General features: G+C 58.5%; 18 protein-coding genes. 6 read left to right on the plus strand and 12 right to left on the minus strand.

Annotation, left to right across the window (positions count from 1 at the left end; genetic code table 11):
- Nucleotides 1-72: 72 nt before the first annotated feature.
- Nucleotides 73-759 (plus strand): GntR family transcriptional regulator, encoded by a 687-nt coding sequence (locus IFT66_RS16925; RefSeq protein ID WP_082471747.1) that lies wholly within the window; start codon nt 73-75, stop codon nt 757-759.
- Nucleotides 760-802: 43 nt separating this feature from the next.
- On the opposite strand, the gene IFT66_RS16930 is transcribed toward IFT66_RS16925, so the two are convergent.
- Nucleotides 803-1,708, minus strand: coding sequence for an amidohydrolase family protein (locus IFT66_RS16930; protein ID WP_062577626.1), 906 nt, complete (start codon nt 1,706-1,708; stop codon nt 803-805).
- Nucleotides 1,709-1,967: 259 nt separating this feature from the next.
- On the opposite strand from IFT66_RS16930, the gene IFT66_RS16935 reads away from it, so the two are divergent.
- From IFT66_RS16935 to IFT66_RS16950, 4 genes are all read left to right on the plus strand, one after another.
- Nucleotides 1,968-2,855, plus strand: a complete 888-nt coding sequence (locus IFT66_RS16935) for an isocitrate lyase/PEP mutase family protein (RefSeq protein ID WP_192078303.1) — start codon at nt 1,968-1,970, stop codon at nt 2,853-2,855.
- Entirely contained in the window at nt 2,852-3,529 is a 678-nt protein-coding gene (locus IFT66_RS16940) for an isochorismatase family protein (RefSeq protein WP_192078304.1), read from the plus strand. Before IFT66_RS16935 ends, IFT66_RS16940 begins: the two co-directional genes overlap by 4 nt.
- Before the next feature lie 42 nt (nt 3,530-3,571).
- Nucleotides 3,572-4,966 (plus strand): dihydroorotase, encoded by a 1,395-nt coding sequence (locus IFT66_RS16945; protein ID WP_199864864.1) that lies wholly within the window; start codon nt 3,572-3,574, stop codon nt 4,964-4,966.
- A 258-nt stretch (nt 4,967-5,224) separates the two neighbouring features.
- A complete protein-coding gene (locus tag IFT66_RS16950; protein ID WP_192078305.1) occupies nt 5,225-6,724 on the plus strand; it encodes an ABC transporter substrate-binding protein in 1,500 nt (499 codons plus the stop codon).
- Between the two features lie 55 nt (nt 6,725-6,779).
- Here IFT66_RS16950 and IFT66_RS16955 read toward each other — a convergent pair whose 3' ends face one another.
- From IFT66_RS16955 to IFT66_RS17005, 11 genes are all read right to left on the minus strand, one after another.
- Entirely contained in the window at nt 6,780-9,080 is a 2,301-nt protein-coding gene (locus tag IFT66_RS16955) for a xanthine dehydrogenase family protein molybdopterin-binding subunit (protein ID WP_192078306.1), read from the minus strand.
- A complete protein-coding gene (locus tag IFT66_RS16960; RefSeq protein WP_192078307.1) occupies nt 9,077-10,060 on the minus strand; it encodes an FAD binding domain-containing protein in 984 nt (327 codons plus the stop codon). The genes IFT66_RS16955 and IFT66_RS16960 overlap by 4 nt, the downstream gene beginning before the upstream one ends.
- Nucleotides 10,057-10,551 (minus strand): (2Fe-2S)-binding protein, encoded by a 495-nt coding sequence (locus tag IFT66_RS16965; protein WP_192078308.1) that lies wholly within the window; start codon nt 10,549-10,551, stop codon nt 10,057-10,059. Before IFT66_RS16965 ends, IFT66_RS16960 begins: the two co-directional genes overlap by 4 nt.
- 15 nt (nt 10,552-10,566) lie before the next feature.
- Complete coding sequence (locus tag IFT66_RS16970; RefSeq protein WP_082471749.1) at nt 10,567-11,751, minus strand: FAD-dependent monooxygenase; 1,185 nt, start codon at nt 11,749-11,751, stop codon at nt 10,567-10,569.
- Nucleotides 11,752-12,032: 281 nt separating this feature from the next.
- On the minus strand, nt 12,033-12,251 hold the full coding sequence (locus IFT66_RS23855; RefSeq protein WP_342344781.1) for a Rid family hydrolase: 219 nt from the start codon (nt 12,249-12,251) through the stop codon (nt 12,033-12,035).
- Between the two features lie 133 nt (nt 12,252-12,384).
- The gene (locus tag IFT66_RS16980) at nt 12,385-12,585 is read right to left on the minus strand and encodes a hypothetical protein (RefSeq protein ID WP_274604878.1); all 201 of its coding nucleotides are present in this window, start codon (nt 12,583-12,585) and stop codon (nt 12,385-12,387) included.
- A 770-nt stretch (nt 12,586-13,355) separates the two neighbouring features.
- Nucleotides 13,356-13,715, minus strand: coding sequence for a hypothetical protein (locus IFT66_RS16985; RefSeq protein ID WP_192078309.1), 360 nt, complete (start codon nt 13,713-13,715; stop codon nt 13,356-13,358).
- Between the two features lie 168 nt (nt 13,716-13,883).
- The gene (locus IFT66_RS16990; RefSeq protein ID WP_192078310.1) at nt 13,884-14,201 is read right to left on the minus strand and encodes a hypothetical protein; all 318 of its coding nucleotides are present in this window, start codon (nt 14,199-14,201) and stop codon (nt 13,884-13,886) included.
- 77 nt (nt 14,202-14,278) lie between these two features.
- On the minus strand, nt 14,279-14,485 hold the full coding sequence (locus IFT66_RS16995; RefSeq protein WP_192078311.1) for a hypothetical protein: 207 nt from the start codon (nt 14,483-14,485) through the stop codon (nt 14,279-14,281).
- A 90-nt stretch (nt 14,486-14,575) separates the two neighbouring features.
- Nucleotides 14,576-14,812, minus strand: a complete 237-nt coding sequence (locus IFT66_RS17000) for a hypothetical protein (RefSeq protein ID WP_139283871.1) — start codon at nt 14,810-14,812, stop codon at nt 14,576-14,578.
- A gap of 283 nt (nt 14,813-15,095) precedes the next feature.
- On the minus strand, nt 15,096-15,992 hold the full coding sequence (locus tag IFT66_RS17005; protein ID WP_192078312.1) for a LysR family transcriptional regulator: 897 nt from the start codon (nt 15,990-15,992) through the stop codon (nt 15,096-15,098).
- 148 nt (nt 15,993-16,140) lie between these two features.
- On the opposite strand from IFT66_RS17005, the gene IFT66_RS17010 reads away from it, so the two are divergent.
- Entirely contained in the window at nt 16,141-17,151 is a 1,011-nt protein-coding gene (locus IFT66_RS17010; protein WP_192078313.1) for a zinc-dependent alcohol dehydrogenase family protein, read from the plus strand.
- The last annotated feature ends 91 nt before the right edge of the window (nt 17,152-17,242 follow it).

The following is a 17,242-nucleotide window of genomic DNA, read 5'->3' on the forward strand; positions in this document are numbered from 1 at the left end:
TGACAGTCAACGCCGCTATACCTTCGGAAATCACGCCGGATGTGTCGCTTCTGCGCATCTGAGGAGCATGGTTTGTCAACGATTAAGCCCATAGTCACATCGTCTTTGAGTTCCGAGGCCTTCGATAAGGTCGTCGAAGCGATCACGTCCGGCGAGTTTGATCCCGGCCAGCGGATTTCCGAAGCGGAACTGGCTCGCAATCTCGGCATCAGCAGAGGCCCGCTGCGCGAAGCGCTCGGGCGGCTGGAAGGCAAGCTGGTCAAGCGGACACCGCGGATTGGAGTGCGGGTTATCTCCTTCACCAAGGAGGATCTCGAATCCCTGTTTCTGACGCGCGAAGCCCTGGAAGGCATGTCCGCGCGTCTGGCTGCCGAGCGGATGACGTCAAGGCAACTCAAGGATCTACGCGAACTGCTTGAAAATCACGCGCACCAGCCAGAGCTGGCCGCCGGAGAAGCCTATGTACAGCGGTCGCGGGACGAGGATTTTCACTTCGCCATCATCCACAGCGCCCAGTGTGAGCGCATCGAACGGCTGTTGATGGATGAAATCTATTATCAGCTGCGGATCCATCGCCGCAAGTCGAGCGCCCAGCCTGGCCGTGCTCAGGCGGCACTCAAGGAACACCACCTGATCGTCGAAGCTTTGGAAAGTCGCGATCCGGACAAGGCGGAAGCGGCGATGCGAACGCACCTGCGCAATGCGCGGTTCAGTTCACTGGCGTCAGTCGCCATAGAGCCGACGCAAAAGACGGCCTGACAAGGACAAGCGCGAAGCCTTGCCTCGCGCTTGTCCCTAAATCCTAGCCGGGTAGATTGAACACCTTGATGGCATTGTCACGAAGAAGCTTGCGCTTGGAAACCGGGCGCATGTCGAACTCGTGAATTTCCTTCATCGCGCGTTCCGGATCGATCACCCACCAGTCCGTACCGAACAGGAATTTGTCCTGACCGAACGTGTTGGCGAAATGCACGGCGGAGGCGCCCCAGTGTTTGGGAGCGTAGGCGTCGCCGCACATGAAGACGTTTCTGTGCTTGGTTGCAACGCTGATCATTTCCTCGGTCCATGGATACCCGAGATGGATCCCGATGATCGTCAATTCCGGAAAATCGATGGCGATCCTGTCCAGCGCCATTGGTCTTGCAACGGTGGCGAGCCGGTTGTCGTCCCGGTAGACGAGGCAGTGGCCGACCTGCATCATGATCGGGATGCCCAGTTCGGCACATCGGGCGTAATAGGGATAGTAGATCGCTGCGTCCGGCGACTGGCCGAACCAGTGGGGATAGAGATGCGCACCAACGAAGCCGTATTCGTGCACTGCCTTGTCGAGTTCCTTGAGCCCGGCAATGCCGCGCAGGGGGTCGATCCCAGCAAGCCCTGAATAGCGGTGCGGGTGCTCCTGGCAGGCCTCGTAGACATACTCGTAGGGTATTTCAGTTGACGTGCTCATGCGGCGATCGCCGCAGCGCGTGGCAATCAGCAGCGAGCGTTCGATACCCGCACGGTCCATCTTCTCTATGTATTGTTCCGGGGTCATGCCCTTGCGATGAGACTCTTCCATGCGGACCTGATCGCGAAAGTTCTCGTCCGTAGGCACCCGCTTTTCAGCGATTACGCGGGGTGTGTAAAAATTGGTGACGATATCGATGGCGCCATAGCCGTCGCGGGTGTTGGAACTATTGAATTCGTAGGCTCTTTTTTCGCTCATCTGCACTCACCGGCTCTCATTGACAGGTGCCAGTTTGGTCATTAACGCATAACTGTCAACAGTTGGCCGTTCAAATCTTGTGACATCGCAGTGAACATTCCAGTCGCATCGGAATGCACAGGCGTTGATTGGGAGGCGGGCCTAGGTTCGTCGCCCAACGCCCGCATTGTGCTGAACGCGAATCTTTGTAGACTGTTGACAGTTAACGGTGAGTGGCTATGCTCACTTTTACCTACGACCTTTAAGGATGAGAATACGGATGTCAAAAGCCACACAACTCAAACGGATCGTGGCGCGCCGTGACGCGGTTATCGTGCCCGGTGCCGCAAACGCGTTGAGCGCGCGGGTGATCGAAGATCTTGGCTTTGAGGTCGTGTATCTCACTGGCGCTGGCTTTGCGAACACGTCCCTGGGTGTGCCGGATATAGGCCTCACGACGATTACGGAAGTGACCGCAATGACGGCGATGATTGCCGATGCAGTCGATCTGCCCATCATCGTTGACGCGGATACCGGCTTCGGCAATCCGCTGAATATGGTGCGTACCGTCAAGATGCTGGAGCGCGCCGGGGCCGCGGGGCTCCAGATCGAGGATCAGGTTTTCCCGAAGAAATGCGGTCATTTTTCCGGCAAGGGCGTGGTGCCGCTAAGCGAGATGCTGGACAAGCTCAAGGCGGCTCTCGACACCCGCACCGACCCCGACCTGCAGATTATCGCCCGCACCGATGCGGCTGCAGTCGAGGGTCTGGACCGGGCAATCGAGCGTGCGCAAGCGTTTGCCGAAGTCGGTGCGGATCTGACCTTTGTCGAAGCACCGCGATCGTTCGAAGAACTCGCCAAGATCACGCACGAACTGAAGACGCCACAGGTCGCCAATATAGTCTTCGGCGGCAAGACACCGGATCCCGGCAATGCACGCCTCTCGGAGATGGGTTTCTCGATCGTCCTTTATGCCAACGCCGCTTTGCAGGCATCAGTCCGGGCCCACTACGAGGTGCTGGGGGCGCTGAAGCGCGACGGGTCGCTGGATGCTGTGGCGCATCGTCTTGCATCTTTCGACGAACGCCAGCGCGTCGTGGCAAAACACACCTGGGATGCGTTAGAGGAACAATATAGCGCAAGCCGAATCAAGGGAGCGGCCGAATGAGTTATCCTTGGGATGGGATCGTCAGCGAAGAGGAACAGGCGGCCTACAAGGCGGTAGGGTTCGGCAGTTCGTCGGGGATCGGAAAACGTCCGGCCCTCCTCATCATTGACGTGCAATACCGAACCGTCGGCTCGCATCCAATGCCGATGTCCGAGGCGATCAAGGAATATGCGACGTCCTGCGGCGACGTCGCCTGGGCTGCCGTGCACCGCATTCGGGTGCTGCTGGACCTTTTCCGTGCCAAGGGCTGGCCGGTGATGTATCCGCATGTCGCACCAAAGCTCTCCTTCGACTCCGGTCGTCTCTCGGAGAAGGTGCCGAGCATCATGGGCATCCCGGCTAAGGGATATGACTTCGTCGAGGATATCGCACCGGTCGAGGGCGACATCCTGCTGCCCAAGAAACATCCAAGCGCATTCTTCGGCACGCCGCTTGCGAGCTACCTGATCAACGCCCAGGCCGACACTGTCGTCGTCACGGGGTGTTCGACCAGCGGCTGTGTCCGTGGGTCTGTCGTAGACGCCTTCGCCTACAATTTCCGAACCCTTGTCCCGCACGATGCAGTTTATGACCGTTCGCCCACTTCGCATGCGGTCAATCTGTTCGATATGGCGGCAAAATATGCCGATGTCGGTTCGACGGACGAGATTGTCGATAAGCTCCGCGCCATCTGACCCGTCTGCCGGCCTGGTCTTTTAACAAGTAGCGAGTTCATCATGACAACGTGTGACCTGGTAATCAGAGACGGTGAGGCAATCCTGCCGGAAAAGGGCAGGACACGCTGCGATATCGCCATCTCCGGTGGCAAGATTGCTGCCATTCTGGAGCCGGGCACTGCTCTGGAAGCCACAGAGACCCTGTCTGCTCAAGGTCTGGTAATCTTGCCGGGACTGATCGATCCGCATCTGCATCTCGGTCATGGCGGCGATATTTCGAGGCCTCGCGAGCCGCAGGATGCCGATCGGGAGACGGCTGCGGCCGCGGCAGGCGGCATCACCTGCTTCATCCCGTATCTTCTGGCAACCGAGCCGTTTGAAGACATTTTTGAAGAGGTCGTAGGCGTTACCGAAGGCGGTGCGCGCATCGATTTCGGTTACCACTTTATCATCTCGACGCCTGAGCAGCTTGCGGCAGTTCCCCGTTACGCGGCTGAAATGGGTGCGCCGACCTTCAAGATTTTCATGAACAACCGCGGTGGTGAGGGCAAGCGTCTCGGCCTGCCTGATATCGATGACGCCTTCTTGTTTCGCCTTTGCGAGCTCGCGGCCGAGAACGGCGGTATGGTCTGCCCGCATCCGGAGAATATTGAAGTCGCCTGGGTTCTGCGCGACCGGTTGAAGACTGATAGCGGAGGGCTCGGCGATCTGGCCCTTTGGAACGCCTCACGGCCACCATTTGTTGAGGCGGACGCAGTTCAGCGTTCGGCCTATCTTGCCCAGCAGGCGGGTTCACCGCTCTATGTGGTGCATACGTCATCGAAAGAAGCTCTAGAACTCGGGCTCATGCATCGGGCCCGCGGCGCAAAGGTCTATTTCGAAACGTGTCCGCATTATCTGACGCATGACGTAACCTGGTCAGGCGGGCGCATGGGCAAGATCAATCCGCCTCTGCGCGAGCGCAGTGACTGCGAGCGGCTCTGGCAGGGGCTGCTGAACGGCGAGATCGATACCGTCGGGACCGATCATGTGCATCGCGACATTTCCTCCAAAGCCGCAGATATCTGGTCGGCCTCGCCGGGATGTCCGGGTCTCGAAACCCTCCTGCCGGTTCTGTTGACGGACGGCTTTCACGACCGGGGCCTGTCTCTGGAGCGTATCGCCGAGCTGACTTCGTCCAATCCTGCAAGGCTGATGGGGCTGGACCACGCCAAGGGAAAGATTGCCCCAGGCCTGGATGCGGATCTTGCGCTGGTGGATCTCGACGCTCGCTGGACGCTGAAGCGGGAAGACGTCAAAAGCGCTGCCGGCTATTCGATCTACGAAGGCAAGGTGTTCACAGGAAGCGTCGAACATACCCTGGTGCGCGGACAGTTCGCGCTCAAGAACCGGGCGTTGGCAAATGATAGGGTTGGGAGCGGTCGCTACGTGCATCGCAAGCTTAACTTTGCTTGAAGCTACTGCCGGACTCTGCGAATACGCGCGTGCTTTGACGGCACAACTATCGAGAATATATGCAGACAACTGTTGACAGTCTGCAGTTCTCTATTTAGCTTCCCAGGTGGGTGTATAGACATCCAAAGCATTGGGGAACAAAGGAAAAGTCGCGTATAAGCGACACCCTGAACGTTGGTCTCATTTCCTTACTATTAGATCGGCGCTCGCCAGTTCTCGGTCATAACGCGACTTATCGCCACTCTCCGGGAGAATTTAATGACCTATTTTGAACGCATAGTCCAAACGGCTGGAGCCGCGTCACTGGCAGCGTTGCTGCTGGCCGTGCCGGCGTTGGCGGCGGCGCCGCAAACCTTGACCGTTGGCCTGTCGGGAGATTTTCCGGCGCTTGACCCGAGCAAGGACACGTCTCCGCTCGGCACCAACTACCGCATCAACGTGTTTGATGCCTTAACCGAGATCAAGCGCGACGGCAGCGTCAATCCGCGTCTTGCTGAAAGCTGGAGCTACAGTCCTGACCTTCTGGAGTGGACCTTCAAGCTGCGCAAGGGCGTAAAATTCCACGATGGTGGCGATCTTACCGCCAGTGACGTGGTCTTTACCGTTGAGAAGGTCCTGGCGGACAACACGACGCCACTGCGCCAATTCCTGAAGATCGTGAAGACTGTCGAAAAGATTGACGACTACACCGTCAAGTTCACGCTGGTGCAGCCCTATGCAATCTTCAACCGCCAGATCAGCTACACATCTATCATGTCGAAGGCCTATTTCGACCAAGCCGGCCCGGATGCCTATGCCAAGAAGCCGATCGGTACAGGCCCTTACAAGCTCGTCGAGTGGGTCAAGGACGACCGCTTGGTTCTTGAAGCCAACGAGAGTTACTGGCGCGGTGCTCCTGCTATCAAAAAGGGCGTGTTCCGGCCAATCCCCGCAGAAGCCAGCCGCGCCACGGCGCTCCTGTCCGGTGAGGTCGATCTCGTCGCCGAGCTGCCACCGTCACTGATGGCCCAGTTGAAGGCATCGCCTGAGCTGACGGTAGAGACAGCCCCGGGCTTTCGCGTCAATTACCTTACGTTTAACGTCAACAAGCCGCCGCTCGACAATCCGCTGATCCGCGAGGCCGTGGACAAGGCAATCGACCGGGACAGTATCGCCAACAAGCTGCTGAGAGGCGTCGGCAAGTCGACCGGCATCATGGTGCCGCCGAGCAATGTCGGATACGACCCCTCATTCAAGCCGACCGCCTACGATCCCGAGGCTGCCAAGAAGCTGGTCAAGGAATCCGGCTACAAGGGCGAGGTTATTCCGCTCCAATATCCCAACAACAACTTCGTGATGGCAAACGAGGTCGCGCAGGCCATTGCAGGTTATATGACGGCGGCGGGATTGAAGGTCGAGCTGAAGCCAATGGAATTCACCGCGTTCTTTCCGCTGTGGCTTCAGGCCAAGTTCGACGGCATAAGTTTCTTCGCCTTCGGCTCGTCGCAGTATCACGCGGAGACGGTCCTTCAGACCCTCTACGAGCAGGGTTCACACGCCTACAAGGTCGATCCGGCTAGCGACGTTCTGGTCAAGAGACAGCGCACAGAAGTGGATCTGCCGACCCAGCAGAAGACCATCAGCGAGATCTTCGCCCAATCGAGCAAGAACCGCTACTACCTGCCGCTTTACGATCAGCTGCAGATTTTCGGCATCAAGAAGACGATCAGCTATAAGCCATTCCCCGATGGTGTCGTGCGTTTGTACGATTTCAAGTAAGCAAACCACAGAAGGCGGCACGGAAGTGCCGCCTTCTCCGTCTTCCAGACCGAACTCAGTCCAGAATTTCGGCTATATTGAGCGGAAGCCTTCGGAACCGTTTCCCCGTCGCATGGAAAACCGCATTCGAGATCGCGGCGGCAACTCCGACGATGCTGATTTCTCCGACCGGCTTGCCACCCATTTCCGAGGCCCTGTAATCCGGAACGCCGACAGAGATCGTCTCGATCGAGGGGATGTCGGCATTGGTGGCGATCAGGTAGTCGCCGAGACTGTTGTTGATGACGCGGCCGTTGCGAGGATCGACATTGCCGGCCTCAAGAAGGGCCTGGCCAATTCCCATGATGATGCCGCCGCGCCACTGGCTTTCCGATAGTTTCGGATTGTAGAGCCTCCCGCAGTCCAGAGCAGACACGACACGGCAGACGCGCACAGTGCCGAAATCCTCATCGACCCGGACCTCGATGAAATGGGCACACCAGGAATAGACCGAATAGCCGCCGTTTGGCGGTGCCTGCATCCCCGTTGTTGTCGTGTAGGATCTGTATCGGTCTGCAGCCGATACATCTGTCGGGAAAGTATCGCGCGTGACCTCGATGATTTCGGTCCCGGTAGAGCGCAGGATCTCGTAAACTGGAATGGTCTCCTGCGGCGCCATTGCCGAAGAAACCCGTCCGTCCCGGACCTCAAGCGTATTTGCCTGCAATCCCGCGAAAGCAGACCCTTTTGCCGTCAGGGCGATTTCGATCAGCCGTTCCTTGGCCGCGATTGAAGCCTTGTGCACCACGCCCGCCATCAGGCTGGCGATCTGCGAGTTTCCAGCAATGGGCGCGCGGGGCAGGATGCTGTCGCCGAGCCTGACCGTGATGTCGTCGATCGCAATGCCAAGCGCATCGGCGGCAACCTGCGCCAGGACGGTATAGGTGCCGGTGCCCATATCAATGGCGCTGGATAACACTTCGGCAGAGCCGTCCGCGAGGATGCGTATAGTCGCTTCGGCTGGCGTATGACGCGCTGGAAATGTTCCGCATGCGAGGCCCCAGCCAATGAGTTCATGTCCGTTCCGCATCGATCTGGGTGCCATCGGGCGGCGGTCCCAGCCGAAAGCTCTAGCGCCTTCCGCCAATGCATCGCGCATTTTTCGCGACGACCAGGGTTCGCCGGTCTGAGGGTTCTTCTCGGCCTCGTTGATCAGTCGCAGTTGCAGCGGGTTGATATTGGTCGCGTAGGCCAATTCATCCATCGCGCATTCCAGCCCGAACGCGCTTGGATTCTTGCCGGGAGCCCGCAACGCGCCTGGAAACACTGTATGAACCGGAACGGCGTTTTGCCGCGAATGAAAATTGTCGACGCCCCACATCACCGCTGTTGCCTGATTGAGTTGCTCCAGTCTGACGCTGTCCATCGCGGTTTCGCTGGCGCCAGTCTGGATGATCGAGACGAGCTTGCCAGTCTTGTCGGCGCCGAGCTTGAGTGTCTGCCAGGTGGCGGCGCGACCGCCAAAGGCGGTAAATGTCTGCGCGCGGGTGACCGCCAGTTTTACCGGCCGGCCAATCGCGCGCGCGGCCATGGCAGCAATTGCGCCATGCGGCATCGCAAACACCTTGCAGCCGAAGCCGCCGCCGACATAGGGAGAAATCAGTCGAACCTTTTCGAAGGGTAGACCGAACCATTCCGCATAGGTTCTGGCCATGCCATCCACCCACTGGCTGGGCTCATGGATCGTCAGCTGGTCACCTTGCCAATCAGCAACGACCGCATGCGGCTCAAGCGGCACGTTGTATTCGCGCGGCGTCTGGTAGGTCTGCTCGATCTTGATCTCGGCCGCATCGAACGCTCCCTGCGCATCGCCCCAATCAAGGTCGGCGCGTGCGACGGCGATGCCGGCGCCGGCATTGGCTGCGTGGAAATCGGCTGTGACGTCGGACTCGCGATAGGTAATGGCGAGGAGGGTCGCAGCTTCCTCGGCCTGCTCGCGCGTCTCGGCGACAACGGCGGCGATCTGCTGGCCGTGGTACAGCACGGTGCGAGCCAGAGGATTATAGGGCTCGGTCCTCATCGGGCCACCGACCGGATCTGTTGCGGGACTGAGCGGCTCGATCGTTTCCGCCGTCATTATCAACAGAACGCCGGGTCTGCTGTTTGCGGCGGTAGCGTCGATCGAGAGTACCTCGCCGGCACCGATTGTGGCCTGGACCAGCACTGCATGAACGGTGTTTTCCAGCACGTAATCCTGGGCGTAAGTTGCTGCGCCATTCACCTTCAGCGCGCCTTCCGCCCGTTGAAATGACTGGCCGAGCCGCATCGTCCCGTCGGCTGCGTCGCCCAGTTTGCGGTCTTCAGTATGAATTTTCATCTCAAGCCCGCCGCTTCCATGATGGCGCGCTCCACGACGTTGCAAAGCAGCCGGGGCTTGTGCCGATTATCCTCAGTGGTGACGGCGCCGACGGCTGCAAGTGTTGCGGCTTCCCGAACTGCGTTATGCGTCAGGATACGCCCCGCGAGTGCAGCCTCCACCGCGAAGAGACGCCACGGCCTGGTGGCTACGCCGCCGACGGCAACGCGGATCTCCCGCACACTGCCGTCCCTATCGTCGATTGCAAGCGCCACCGCGGCGCTGGCTGCGGCGAATTCATAGGACTGGCGATCGCGAACCTTCAGGTAGCGGGAGTTTCTCGCAGCCGAACTGACCGGTACCGAAACGGCAACGATCAGTTCGCCGGCTTCAAGCACCGTTTCCCGCTCAGGATTGGCAAGCGGGCAAAGAAACAAATCAACGATTTCGACATCGCGGCTGTCGAGATGGATGGTCGCCGACAGTGCGGTCAGGGCAATGGCCATGTCGCCTGCATAGGTGGCGATGCAAGACGGGCTCGTCCCCAGTATTGCGTGGTTATGAGTGACGCCACCCAGAGCGGCGCAGCCGGAACCCGGTCGTCGCTTGTTGCAGCAAACAAACGCAGCTGGGTCACGGAAATAGGCGCATCGGGTTCGCTGCAGCAGGTTGCCGCCGATCGATGCCATGTTGCGGATCTGCGCCGAGGCGGCAAGATCGAGAGATGCCGTGAGGGCCGGCAGATGCCTCGCGACAAGCGGATGCCGGGCGACGTCCGACATTTTCGCAAGAGCGCCGATCCTGATCCGGGATGCTTGCAGTTCGATGTCGGTCATGCCGGGGAGGGCGGTGATATCGACGACCACCGCCGGCCGCTCGACATTGCATTTGGCAAGATCGACCAGTGTCGTACCGCCGGCTAGAAGCATGGTCTCAGGCTGTGTGGCCAATGTCTTGGCCTCGGCGATCGATCCGGCTACCTGGTATGAGAAATCCCTCATCGGCTTTCCCGGGACACGCGCCGGATTGCCGCGACGATATTGGGATATGCGCCGCAGCGGCAGAGGTTGCCGGACATTGCCTCGCGAATTTCATTGTCGGTTGTGGTCTTCCCCTCGATCACGCAGGCGATTGCGGACATGATCTGGCCGGGCGTACAGAATCCGCATTGGAATGCGTCCTCCTCCAGAAATGCGGCCTGAACGGCGCAGCCGATGTCATGTGATCCGGCGCCCTCGATCGTTGTGATCTCATGCCGCTCGGCCTGTGCGGCAAGGGTCAGGCACGATAGAACGCGGCGCCCATCGGAAAGCACGGTGCAGGCACCGCATTGCCCATGATCACAGCCCTTTTTCGTGCCGACCAGATGCAGGCGTTCGCGCAGAACATCCAGAAGAGTGGCCCTCCCATCCGCCGTCGTAAGGTGCCGATTGCCGTTGACCCGCAATCGCAGGACACGTGCCGATGAGGGTGACGGATCAGGTTCGCACATCAGCGGCCACCGATCTCATAACGCGACGGTGGCCGGGTCGTAGCCATAGAGTTCGGGATTGGTATGAGGACGCTTCTTGCTGAGAAAGGAGTCGGTGTCGGGATCCTGGTAAAGCTCACCCTGTAGCCGGGAATTGATCAGGATATCCGTGGTCCGCGGCAGGCGGATTTTTTCGTACGTATGAAGGGCTGCCTGAAGGTCATCCGGGGAGGCGGCGCATGCCCGTGCCAAGACCACAGCGTCTTCGATCGCCATCGCGCCGGCAAGGCCGAGAAAGGGAAGGATGGGGTGAGCGGCATCGCCGAGCAGCGTGACCCGGCCATTCGTCCACTGCGTCAGCGGCTCCCGGTCATATAGCGCCCATTTGATCAGGTTCTCGCTCGGTGCGTGTTCGATCAACCCGGTCAGGCTTTCATGCCAGCCCGCATACTGGCCGTGCAACTCCTCACGTGTCGCAGGTGTCGACCAGCCTTCGTCTTTCCAGCCGTCAGTCTTGACGATGCCGACACAGTTGAGGATCGTGTCGTGGCGCACCGGGTAGCGGTTGAAGATGCAGCCGGGACCGATATAGGTGCCGGCCGGCCGTCCACCAAGAATGTCGCGCACGCGTTCCATCGGAACTAGAAAGCGGTAGGCGACCTGCCCTCGAAATTGTGGCGGCGCCTCGTCGAACAACTGGCCGCGGATCGGCGAGCGGACCCCGTCGGCGCCGATGATGATATCGCCTCTAACCTCGGCGCCGTTCTCGAGCATGACCGATGCGCCGTGATCGTCCTGCTCCACACGGGCAACCCGTGAGCCAAGATGGATCGTGTCCGTGCTGACCTCCCGGATGGCACGCTCCAGCATGCTTTGGAAGTCGGCGCGGTGGATTCGATGAAACCAACTGACGCCGTTTTCATCAACGGTCTGTCCGGCGCCCATGAACTCCGACATCGCCTCACCGGTCTTGTAGTGGTAGACGATCGGATTAAGCGAGAGATCGGCGAGTTCCCTCAGTTCCTTGCCGAGCCCAAGGAAGTCCATGGCTCTTGTCGCGCTTGGCTGGACAGTCAAGCCTGCGCCGACCTCGCCAAGAGCGGGTGCCTGCTCAAAGAGACTGACCTTGAACCCCGCGCGCAACAGCCCGAGAGCCGCCGACATGCCTCCAATTCCACCTCCGGCGATGAGGATGTGAGCGGAACGATTGGTTTGTGACATATGGATGGCTTCGCCCCGATCGTTAAAGTTCGCAACACGTAAACTGTCAACAATTGACAGTGTTATGGCTGCGATGTCAACAGAGGTGCAAATTCTTGATCCGCGAACCTATCATTTAGTGGCGTGCGATCGGATATCGTCGCTGGTCGCATCCTCATGGAATGCAGGTAGTAGCGGATGTTCGCCGGAATGACGCCGGCCGCATGCCAATCTTGAAATGTCAAAACGAAGAGAAACTTGGGATCGTTCTTCTTTCGCAGCAGCGACACCACACGCCAGCATCATTGCGCAGTGGTAAACGTGATCTCGACCAGAATGTCGCGATGGGCAAGACGGCATTCGCAGGAGGTGCACGCGGGCGGTTTCTGGGGGGCTATCCAGCCGTCCCAGATATCGTTCATCGCATCGAAGTCGGCGATGTCGCGCAGCCAGAGGGCGGCGGTCAGCAAACGCGCCTTGTCGGTTCCGGCCGGACCGAGCGTCTGTACCGCTTTCGCCACGACTTGCCGCGTCTGGCGGTAAGGCCAGACAGATAGACGACGCCCGCATGAATGACGATGCGGCTCATGGGCGATCCGGTTTCGAAGCGTTCGATCATGGCAATTCTCTATTGGATAAGAGGTCGAATGGTGGTCAAAACAGACGCGTGGTTTCGCCTTCGCCCTTGAGCGCGGCAAGGGCGCCGAGCGTGATTGGCTTGACGTGATTGCGCAGATGAAAATAGCCGATCTTTGCGGGCGATTGTCCAAGCTGCTGCGCCAAAATATCGGTCACGGTCAAGCCGCAAAGACGGCCCTGGCAATGGCCCATGCCGTTGCATAGAAAGGTTTTCAGCTAGCCGGGGCCCTGCGTGTCGTTTGGCACCTAATCGTGAGAATGCGGCCGTTCATCCAAGGTTGAGCATTTAAAATGAGACTAGCGTGACGTGAATCCCGGTCCGGCACGACGATATAGCTAGACAACCTTCTGTAATCGTCGAGATTTGTAAAGGTATCGCGAGCGAGATGTTCGTAATGAATATCGTGATGAATCTCAAATTAAGTGCCAAGAGCTGATTGAATAACTCGTATTAAGTGCCAAATCTCAAATTACGTGAAGCGCTAAGGATATGAATTTGTGGAAATATCTGTCTTGCGATTAAATACCAAAAGGCAGCATATGACGACTGCCTCTCGCGGGGATAGGGTATTAGATTCGCATCCGTTCAAGGCGGCCGATTTTACAAGTCTAGTGCACTCAGGCCCCGCAACCAAATCATCATTATTGAAAAACACCCGTAGCGACAAGCTGCGGGTGTTTTGCGTTTGGATTACTTTACGTGCGGGGCTGGAGCGAAGTCTCCAGCCGTAACCCGCACTTGCGATCCTATGCCCCGAGCCGTCAGACAATGCCGAGTGCCTTCACCTTCGAGGCAAGCGTTATCGGCTTCATGTCCAGGAGTTCGGGGGGCCCTCCTTTCCCGGAGACTTTGCCGCTGCAACGCTGCAGGGCATTGCTGCTATTGTCCAAGTCTTGCCGGCGCATCTGGCTTCCGTGAGGACCGCTCCAGCCGCATCGGATGGTAAAGGGCTGCGCCCTGCTGGGTGCAGGAGCGTCCGGGAGGTCTAAATCCATGCGGCACTGTCGCGCCAAAATGGCGGCCGTTCGTTCACGTTCTGCAGATCGCGGACATTGCCCGGCCAGGCATATCGCTGCAGGGTCTGAAGGTTGGCGTTCGACAGCGTCAACTCGCGCCGGTGGGCGACGCTCTGCCGTCCCATAAAACGCTGGGCGATGAGGGGAATGTCTTCCCTCAGGTCCCGCAGAGGCACCGACTCGATTGGGAGCACCGCCAGACGGAAGAAGAAGTCCACCCGAAACTCCGGGTTCTGCACGGCCTGCTTCAGATCGAGATAGGCGGCTACGCTAATCCGGAGAATGCCCAGATCGATCTCGACGGTACTGTTCGCAATGATGCCAGACATCAGGTGGGCGGCCAGTTCCGCGAGGACGGCCGCGACTGATTCGTGCTGCCATCATGCGTCGACTGTCGATGTCGCGACTTGGGATAACGCGTCCGTCATGCCTTGTTGGCAGCAAAGAACACGGTTTGATAAAACCCATCAGTCGGGAAGTCAGCCGTCAAGGTGCCGCTAATACGTTCTGGGAGATATACACTTCGACTGGACGCCGCCTTCGCCGATGTGGACGTCATTGACTGCATCGTAGCTCAGCCGATACCGGGCGGCGCACCATGTAATATGTCGGACTTCGCTCGGCGACAGCTTGGAGGAATTCGCGGTCGCCGAACCTTGTCCATTCTCGGCATATGCCGAGACCGAGTTCCCACCGAAAGCTTCTGCGTTCGCCTGGGGCTCGGGGAACTGAAACGCATTGGCAGGGGCCACGAAAGCGGCAAACATGAGACCGCTGAAGGAGACGATGGAGGCGAGCTTGGCGACGTTGCGCATCTGAGAACCGATCTTCTATTCACTTGAAGAACGGATGTTGCGCGATTTTAGTTCCTTTCGTCGGTGCTGTGGGCTTCTCAAGAGAATTTCGGGAACCAGAAAGCTGGATCAGACGGTGGAAATTGAGAAGACAAGCCTCGCTCAGGAATAACATCCACGAGGTCCTTGGGGCGGTCGAGCCACACTGCCCCGACCTCGACGACCTTCGATCGTGGTTGCGCCTGCTTGAAGTCGATCACCCGCTTACTGCCCGACGGCGTGATCACTGCGAAATGGTCGTTCACATCCGACTTCCAGCAAACGGGTAATCATCAGACCACTCCCACCTATCGCAAGTCGCAGCCTTGCCCGCACCAGCAGATAAGCAGACAGGATTAGCGCGCAGGCAGCATGGCTCGGCCGGCATTTCTAATTGTGAGCGCTGAGTCCGCCATGGGTGCGATAAGGCCGCTTGCTATCGCTGAAGCGAGGGCCTCTGTGAATTCGGCACCTTCGAGGCCATGCTTCTTCGAAAAGTTTTGCACAGCACCGCGTGTCGAAGTCGGTGATACGCCAAACTTGTTATTCTTAAAAGCGTTGACGATGATTTGGTTTGTTTCGTCCAGGGTCATGATCATTCCTATGTGATGCAACGTGCTACCAGCAACCGGATCACCTTCATAGCGCCTAAACCGTCGAGCGTGTCCTTTCGTGCTCAGAGCGAGAGATTGATCGCCGGAGGCGTGTGTATGACATTGGTTTTATCGCAAACTCATTTTCCGCCATCCTGCCTTTCTCTCCGTCGGTCAACACCATCTTCCTCAATGTCGCGCGATGCGGTCGGGTCAAAACGGCGAATTACCGGTTGCCTCCTTCCGAAAGGCTGGGAAGCAATCTCTCGCATCGGCCGATCGTCTAAGAGCTCCTGGCTTTCATGAAATCGATGAATGCCCGAACAGATGCGGCCATGTGAGAGCGTTCCGAATAGTAGAGATAGAATCCCGGGAAGAGCTTGCAAACCGGTTCGAGCACTCGCTTGAGTTCGTTGGTTTTCAAATAGGGTTCCACCAGGTCCTCGATGAGGTAAGCCAGTCCAAGTCCCTCGCGAGCTGCTGAAAGGAGTAGCTCCGTATCGTTGACGGTAACGACGTTCTCGACATCAACATCGAGGACGCCATCTGCATTTTCGAACCGCCATGGGTACAGGGCTCCCGTGCTTTTCCACTTGTAAGTGAGGCAGAGGTGGTCCTTGAGGTCGGCTGGCGCCTGGGGCGGCGGCCGATTGGCAAAATAAGAGGGTGCGCCCACAACCGCCATACGCAGATCGGGCGTGATCCGGACAGCGATCATATCCCGGCTGATTTGCCCTCCAATCCGAACGCCCGCGTCAAAACCTTCCGCAACGACATCCGTGATATCGTTGTCTATCACCAGATCAAGGCGGACCTCAGGATAGGCAAGACGGAACTGGCGCAGTCTTGGCAGAACCGCAATCTGCGCGGCAATGCTCGGCAGATTGACACGAACCACGCCCTTCGGCTCACTCTGGTAGGCTCCGACGGCCGAGACGGCGTCATCCATCCCCATCATCATCGGCTTGATGCGATCGTAGAGCACGCTTCCCGCTTCCGTCAGCCCGACACTGCGGGTGGTTCGATTAAGGAGGCGTATCCCGAGACGGCTCTCTAACGCGCGGACGATGCGGCTCAAAGCAGAAGGCGATATCGCCAGCCGTTTTGCAGCACGGCCGAACGCCCGCTCATCGCAGACTGCGACAAAGGCCTTGAGTTGGGAAAATTCCGCACCGTCCATTATGATCCTCAAAGGCAATACGTCATGCCGAATTGATACCATATTCAACCACAATCGCCATGCTGCATAACTGTGACAGAAGACAGGGTGAACGGACCGATGAACTATCGGGTCGCAGTCGTCTTCCGAAACGAGCGGAGATGCGACGATGAAGCGCTGGGAAATTGACGCGGTTGGCAGGCAGAAGCTGAAACTGAACGATGTCGAAGTGCCAAAACCTGGTCCGAAAGAGGTCTTGATAAAAGTGAACGCGGTCGCACTGAATTACCGCGACAAGATGGTTGTCGAGACAGGACGAGGACTTCCTCTCACCTTCCCTTTCACGCCGGGCTCGGACCTCGCCGGAGAAGTCGTCGGTCTCGGACAGGGCGCTTCCCGATTGAGGTTGGGCTCGAACGTCATCTCGACGGCAACGCCGGACTGGATCGACGGTCTGCGCGACGGCACTGCCCGAACGCCCGCCTATCAGACCTTAGGTGGCTTTTATCCGGGTGTGCTGGCTGAATACGTCGCGATGCCGGAAGACTGGTTTGTCGTGGCACCTGAGACACTCACCGCCCGGCAGGCTTGTACACTCCCAGTCGCTGGTCTTACGGCCTGGTTTGCGCTCGTCGAGCGGGCGGGCGTTCGAGCTGGCGATACGGTGCTCATCCCCAGCACCGGCGGCGTTGCTCTGTTCGGACTGCAGATCGCGAAAGCTCACGGTGCAAGGGTGATCGTTTGTGGTCGACCTGAAAACGAAGACTACGTGAAGGCCCAGGGCGCGGACCATTTCATCGACGCAAGCACCGACTGGATGGAAACGGTTTACCAGTTGACGACTGATCGGGGCGTGGACGTCGCCCTGGAGGTTATTGGCGGCAAGCATTTCGGCAAATCCATCCAGGTCACGACGGTGGGCGGTCATGTCTGTCAGATCGGCGCGCTCGACGGTTGGGACATCAGTTCCGCAGCTATGCCGCTGATGCTCAAGGACATAACAGTTCATGGTATTGGAACTGGGAGCAGGACGGCGCTGGAAAGGTTCGTTAGAGCGATCGATCAGACGCGTATCGTCCCTGTTGTGAACTCCTGCTATTCTCTGGCCGATCTTCCAGCGGCCTTCGACCATTTGGATCGAGGAGCATTTGGGAAAATCGTCATCGACGTAGCCGAATAGAAGATGCCGCAGTCAGCAGTCGGATCACCTGTATCAATGCCTCAAAAACCGATCGTAGCGGCACGCCGCTACGATCGCCGGTAGACGCTTC

The sequence above is a fragment of the Rhizobium sp. CFBP 13726 genome, assembly GCF_014841925.1.
GTDB lineage: Bacteria > Pseudomonadota > Alphaproteobacteria > Rhizobiales > Rhizobiaceae > Neorhizobium > Neorhizobium soli.

What these genes read in the sequence shown, in the direction of transcription:
- IFT66_RS16930 (WP_062577626.1), bottom strand. Translation starts at nt 1,708, where the DNA reads ATGAGCGAAAAAAGAGCCTACGAATTCAATAGTTCCAACACCCGCGAC.
- IFT66_RS16940 (WP_192078304.1), top strand. Translation starts at nt 2,852, where the DNA reads ATGAGTTATCCTTGGGATGGGATCGTCAGCGAAGAGGAACAGGCGGCC.
- IFT66_RS17000 (WP_139283871.1), bottom strand. Translation starts at nt 14,812, where the DNA reads ATGACCCTGGACGAAACAAACCAAATCATCGTCAACGCTTTTAAGAAT.
- IFT66_RS16950 (WP_192078305.1), top strand. Translation starts at nt 5,225, where the DNA reads ATGACCTATTTTGAACGCATAGTCCAAACGGCTGGAGCCGCGTCACTG.
- IFT66_RS16955 (WP_192078306.1), bottom strand. Translation starts at nt 9,080, where the DNA reads ATGAAAATTCATACTGAAGACCGCAAACTGGGCGACGCAGCCGACGGG.
- IFT66_RS16965 (WP_192078308.1), bottom strand. Translation starts at nt 10,551, where the DNA reads ATGTGCGAACCTGATCCGTCACCCTCATCGGCACGTGTCCTGCGATTG.
- IFT66_RS16985 (WP_192078309.1), bottom strand. Translation starts at nt 13,715, where the DNA reads ATGTCTGGCATCATTGCGAACAGTACCGTCGAGATCGATCTGGGCATT.
- IFT66_RS17005 (WP_192078312.1), bottom strand. Translation starts at nt 15,992, where the DNA reads ATGGACGGTGCGGAATTTTCCCAACTCAAGGCCTTTGTCGCAGTCTGC.
- IFT66_RS16960 (WP_192078307.1), bottom strand. Translation starts at nt 10,060, where the DNA reads ATGAGGGATTTCTCATACCAGGTAGCCGGATCGATCGCCGAGGCCAAG.
- IFT66_RS16970 (WP_082471749.1), bottom strand. Translation starts at nt 11,751, where the DNA reads ATGTCACAAACCAATCGTTCCGCTCACATCCTCATCGCCGGAGGTGGA.
- IFT66_RS16935 (WP_192078303.1), top strand. Translation starts at nt 1,968, where the DNA reads ATGTCAAAAGCCACACAACTCAAACGGATCGTGGCGCGCCGTGACGCG.
- IFT66_RS16945 (WP_199864864.1), top strand. Translation starts at nt 3,572, where the DNA reads ATGACAACGTGTGACCTGGTAATCAGAGACGGTGAGGCAATCCTGCCG.
- IFT66_RS16990 (WP_192078310.1), bottom strand. Translation starts at nt 14,201, where the DNA reads ATGCGCAACGTCGCCAAGCTCGCCTCCATCGTCTCCTTCAGCGGTCTC.
- IFT66_RS17010 (WP_192078313.1), top strand. Translation starts at nt 16,141, where the DNA reads ATGAAGCGCTGGGAAATTGACGCGGTTGGCAGGCAGAAGCTGAAACTG.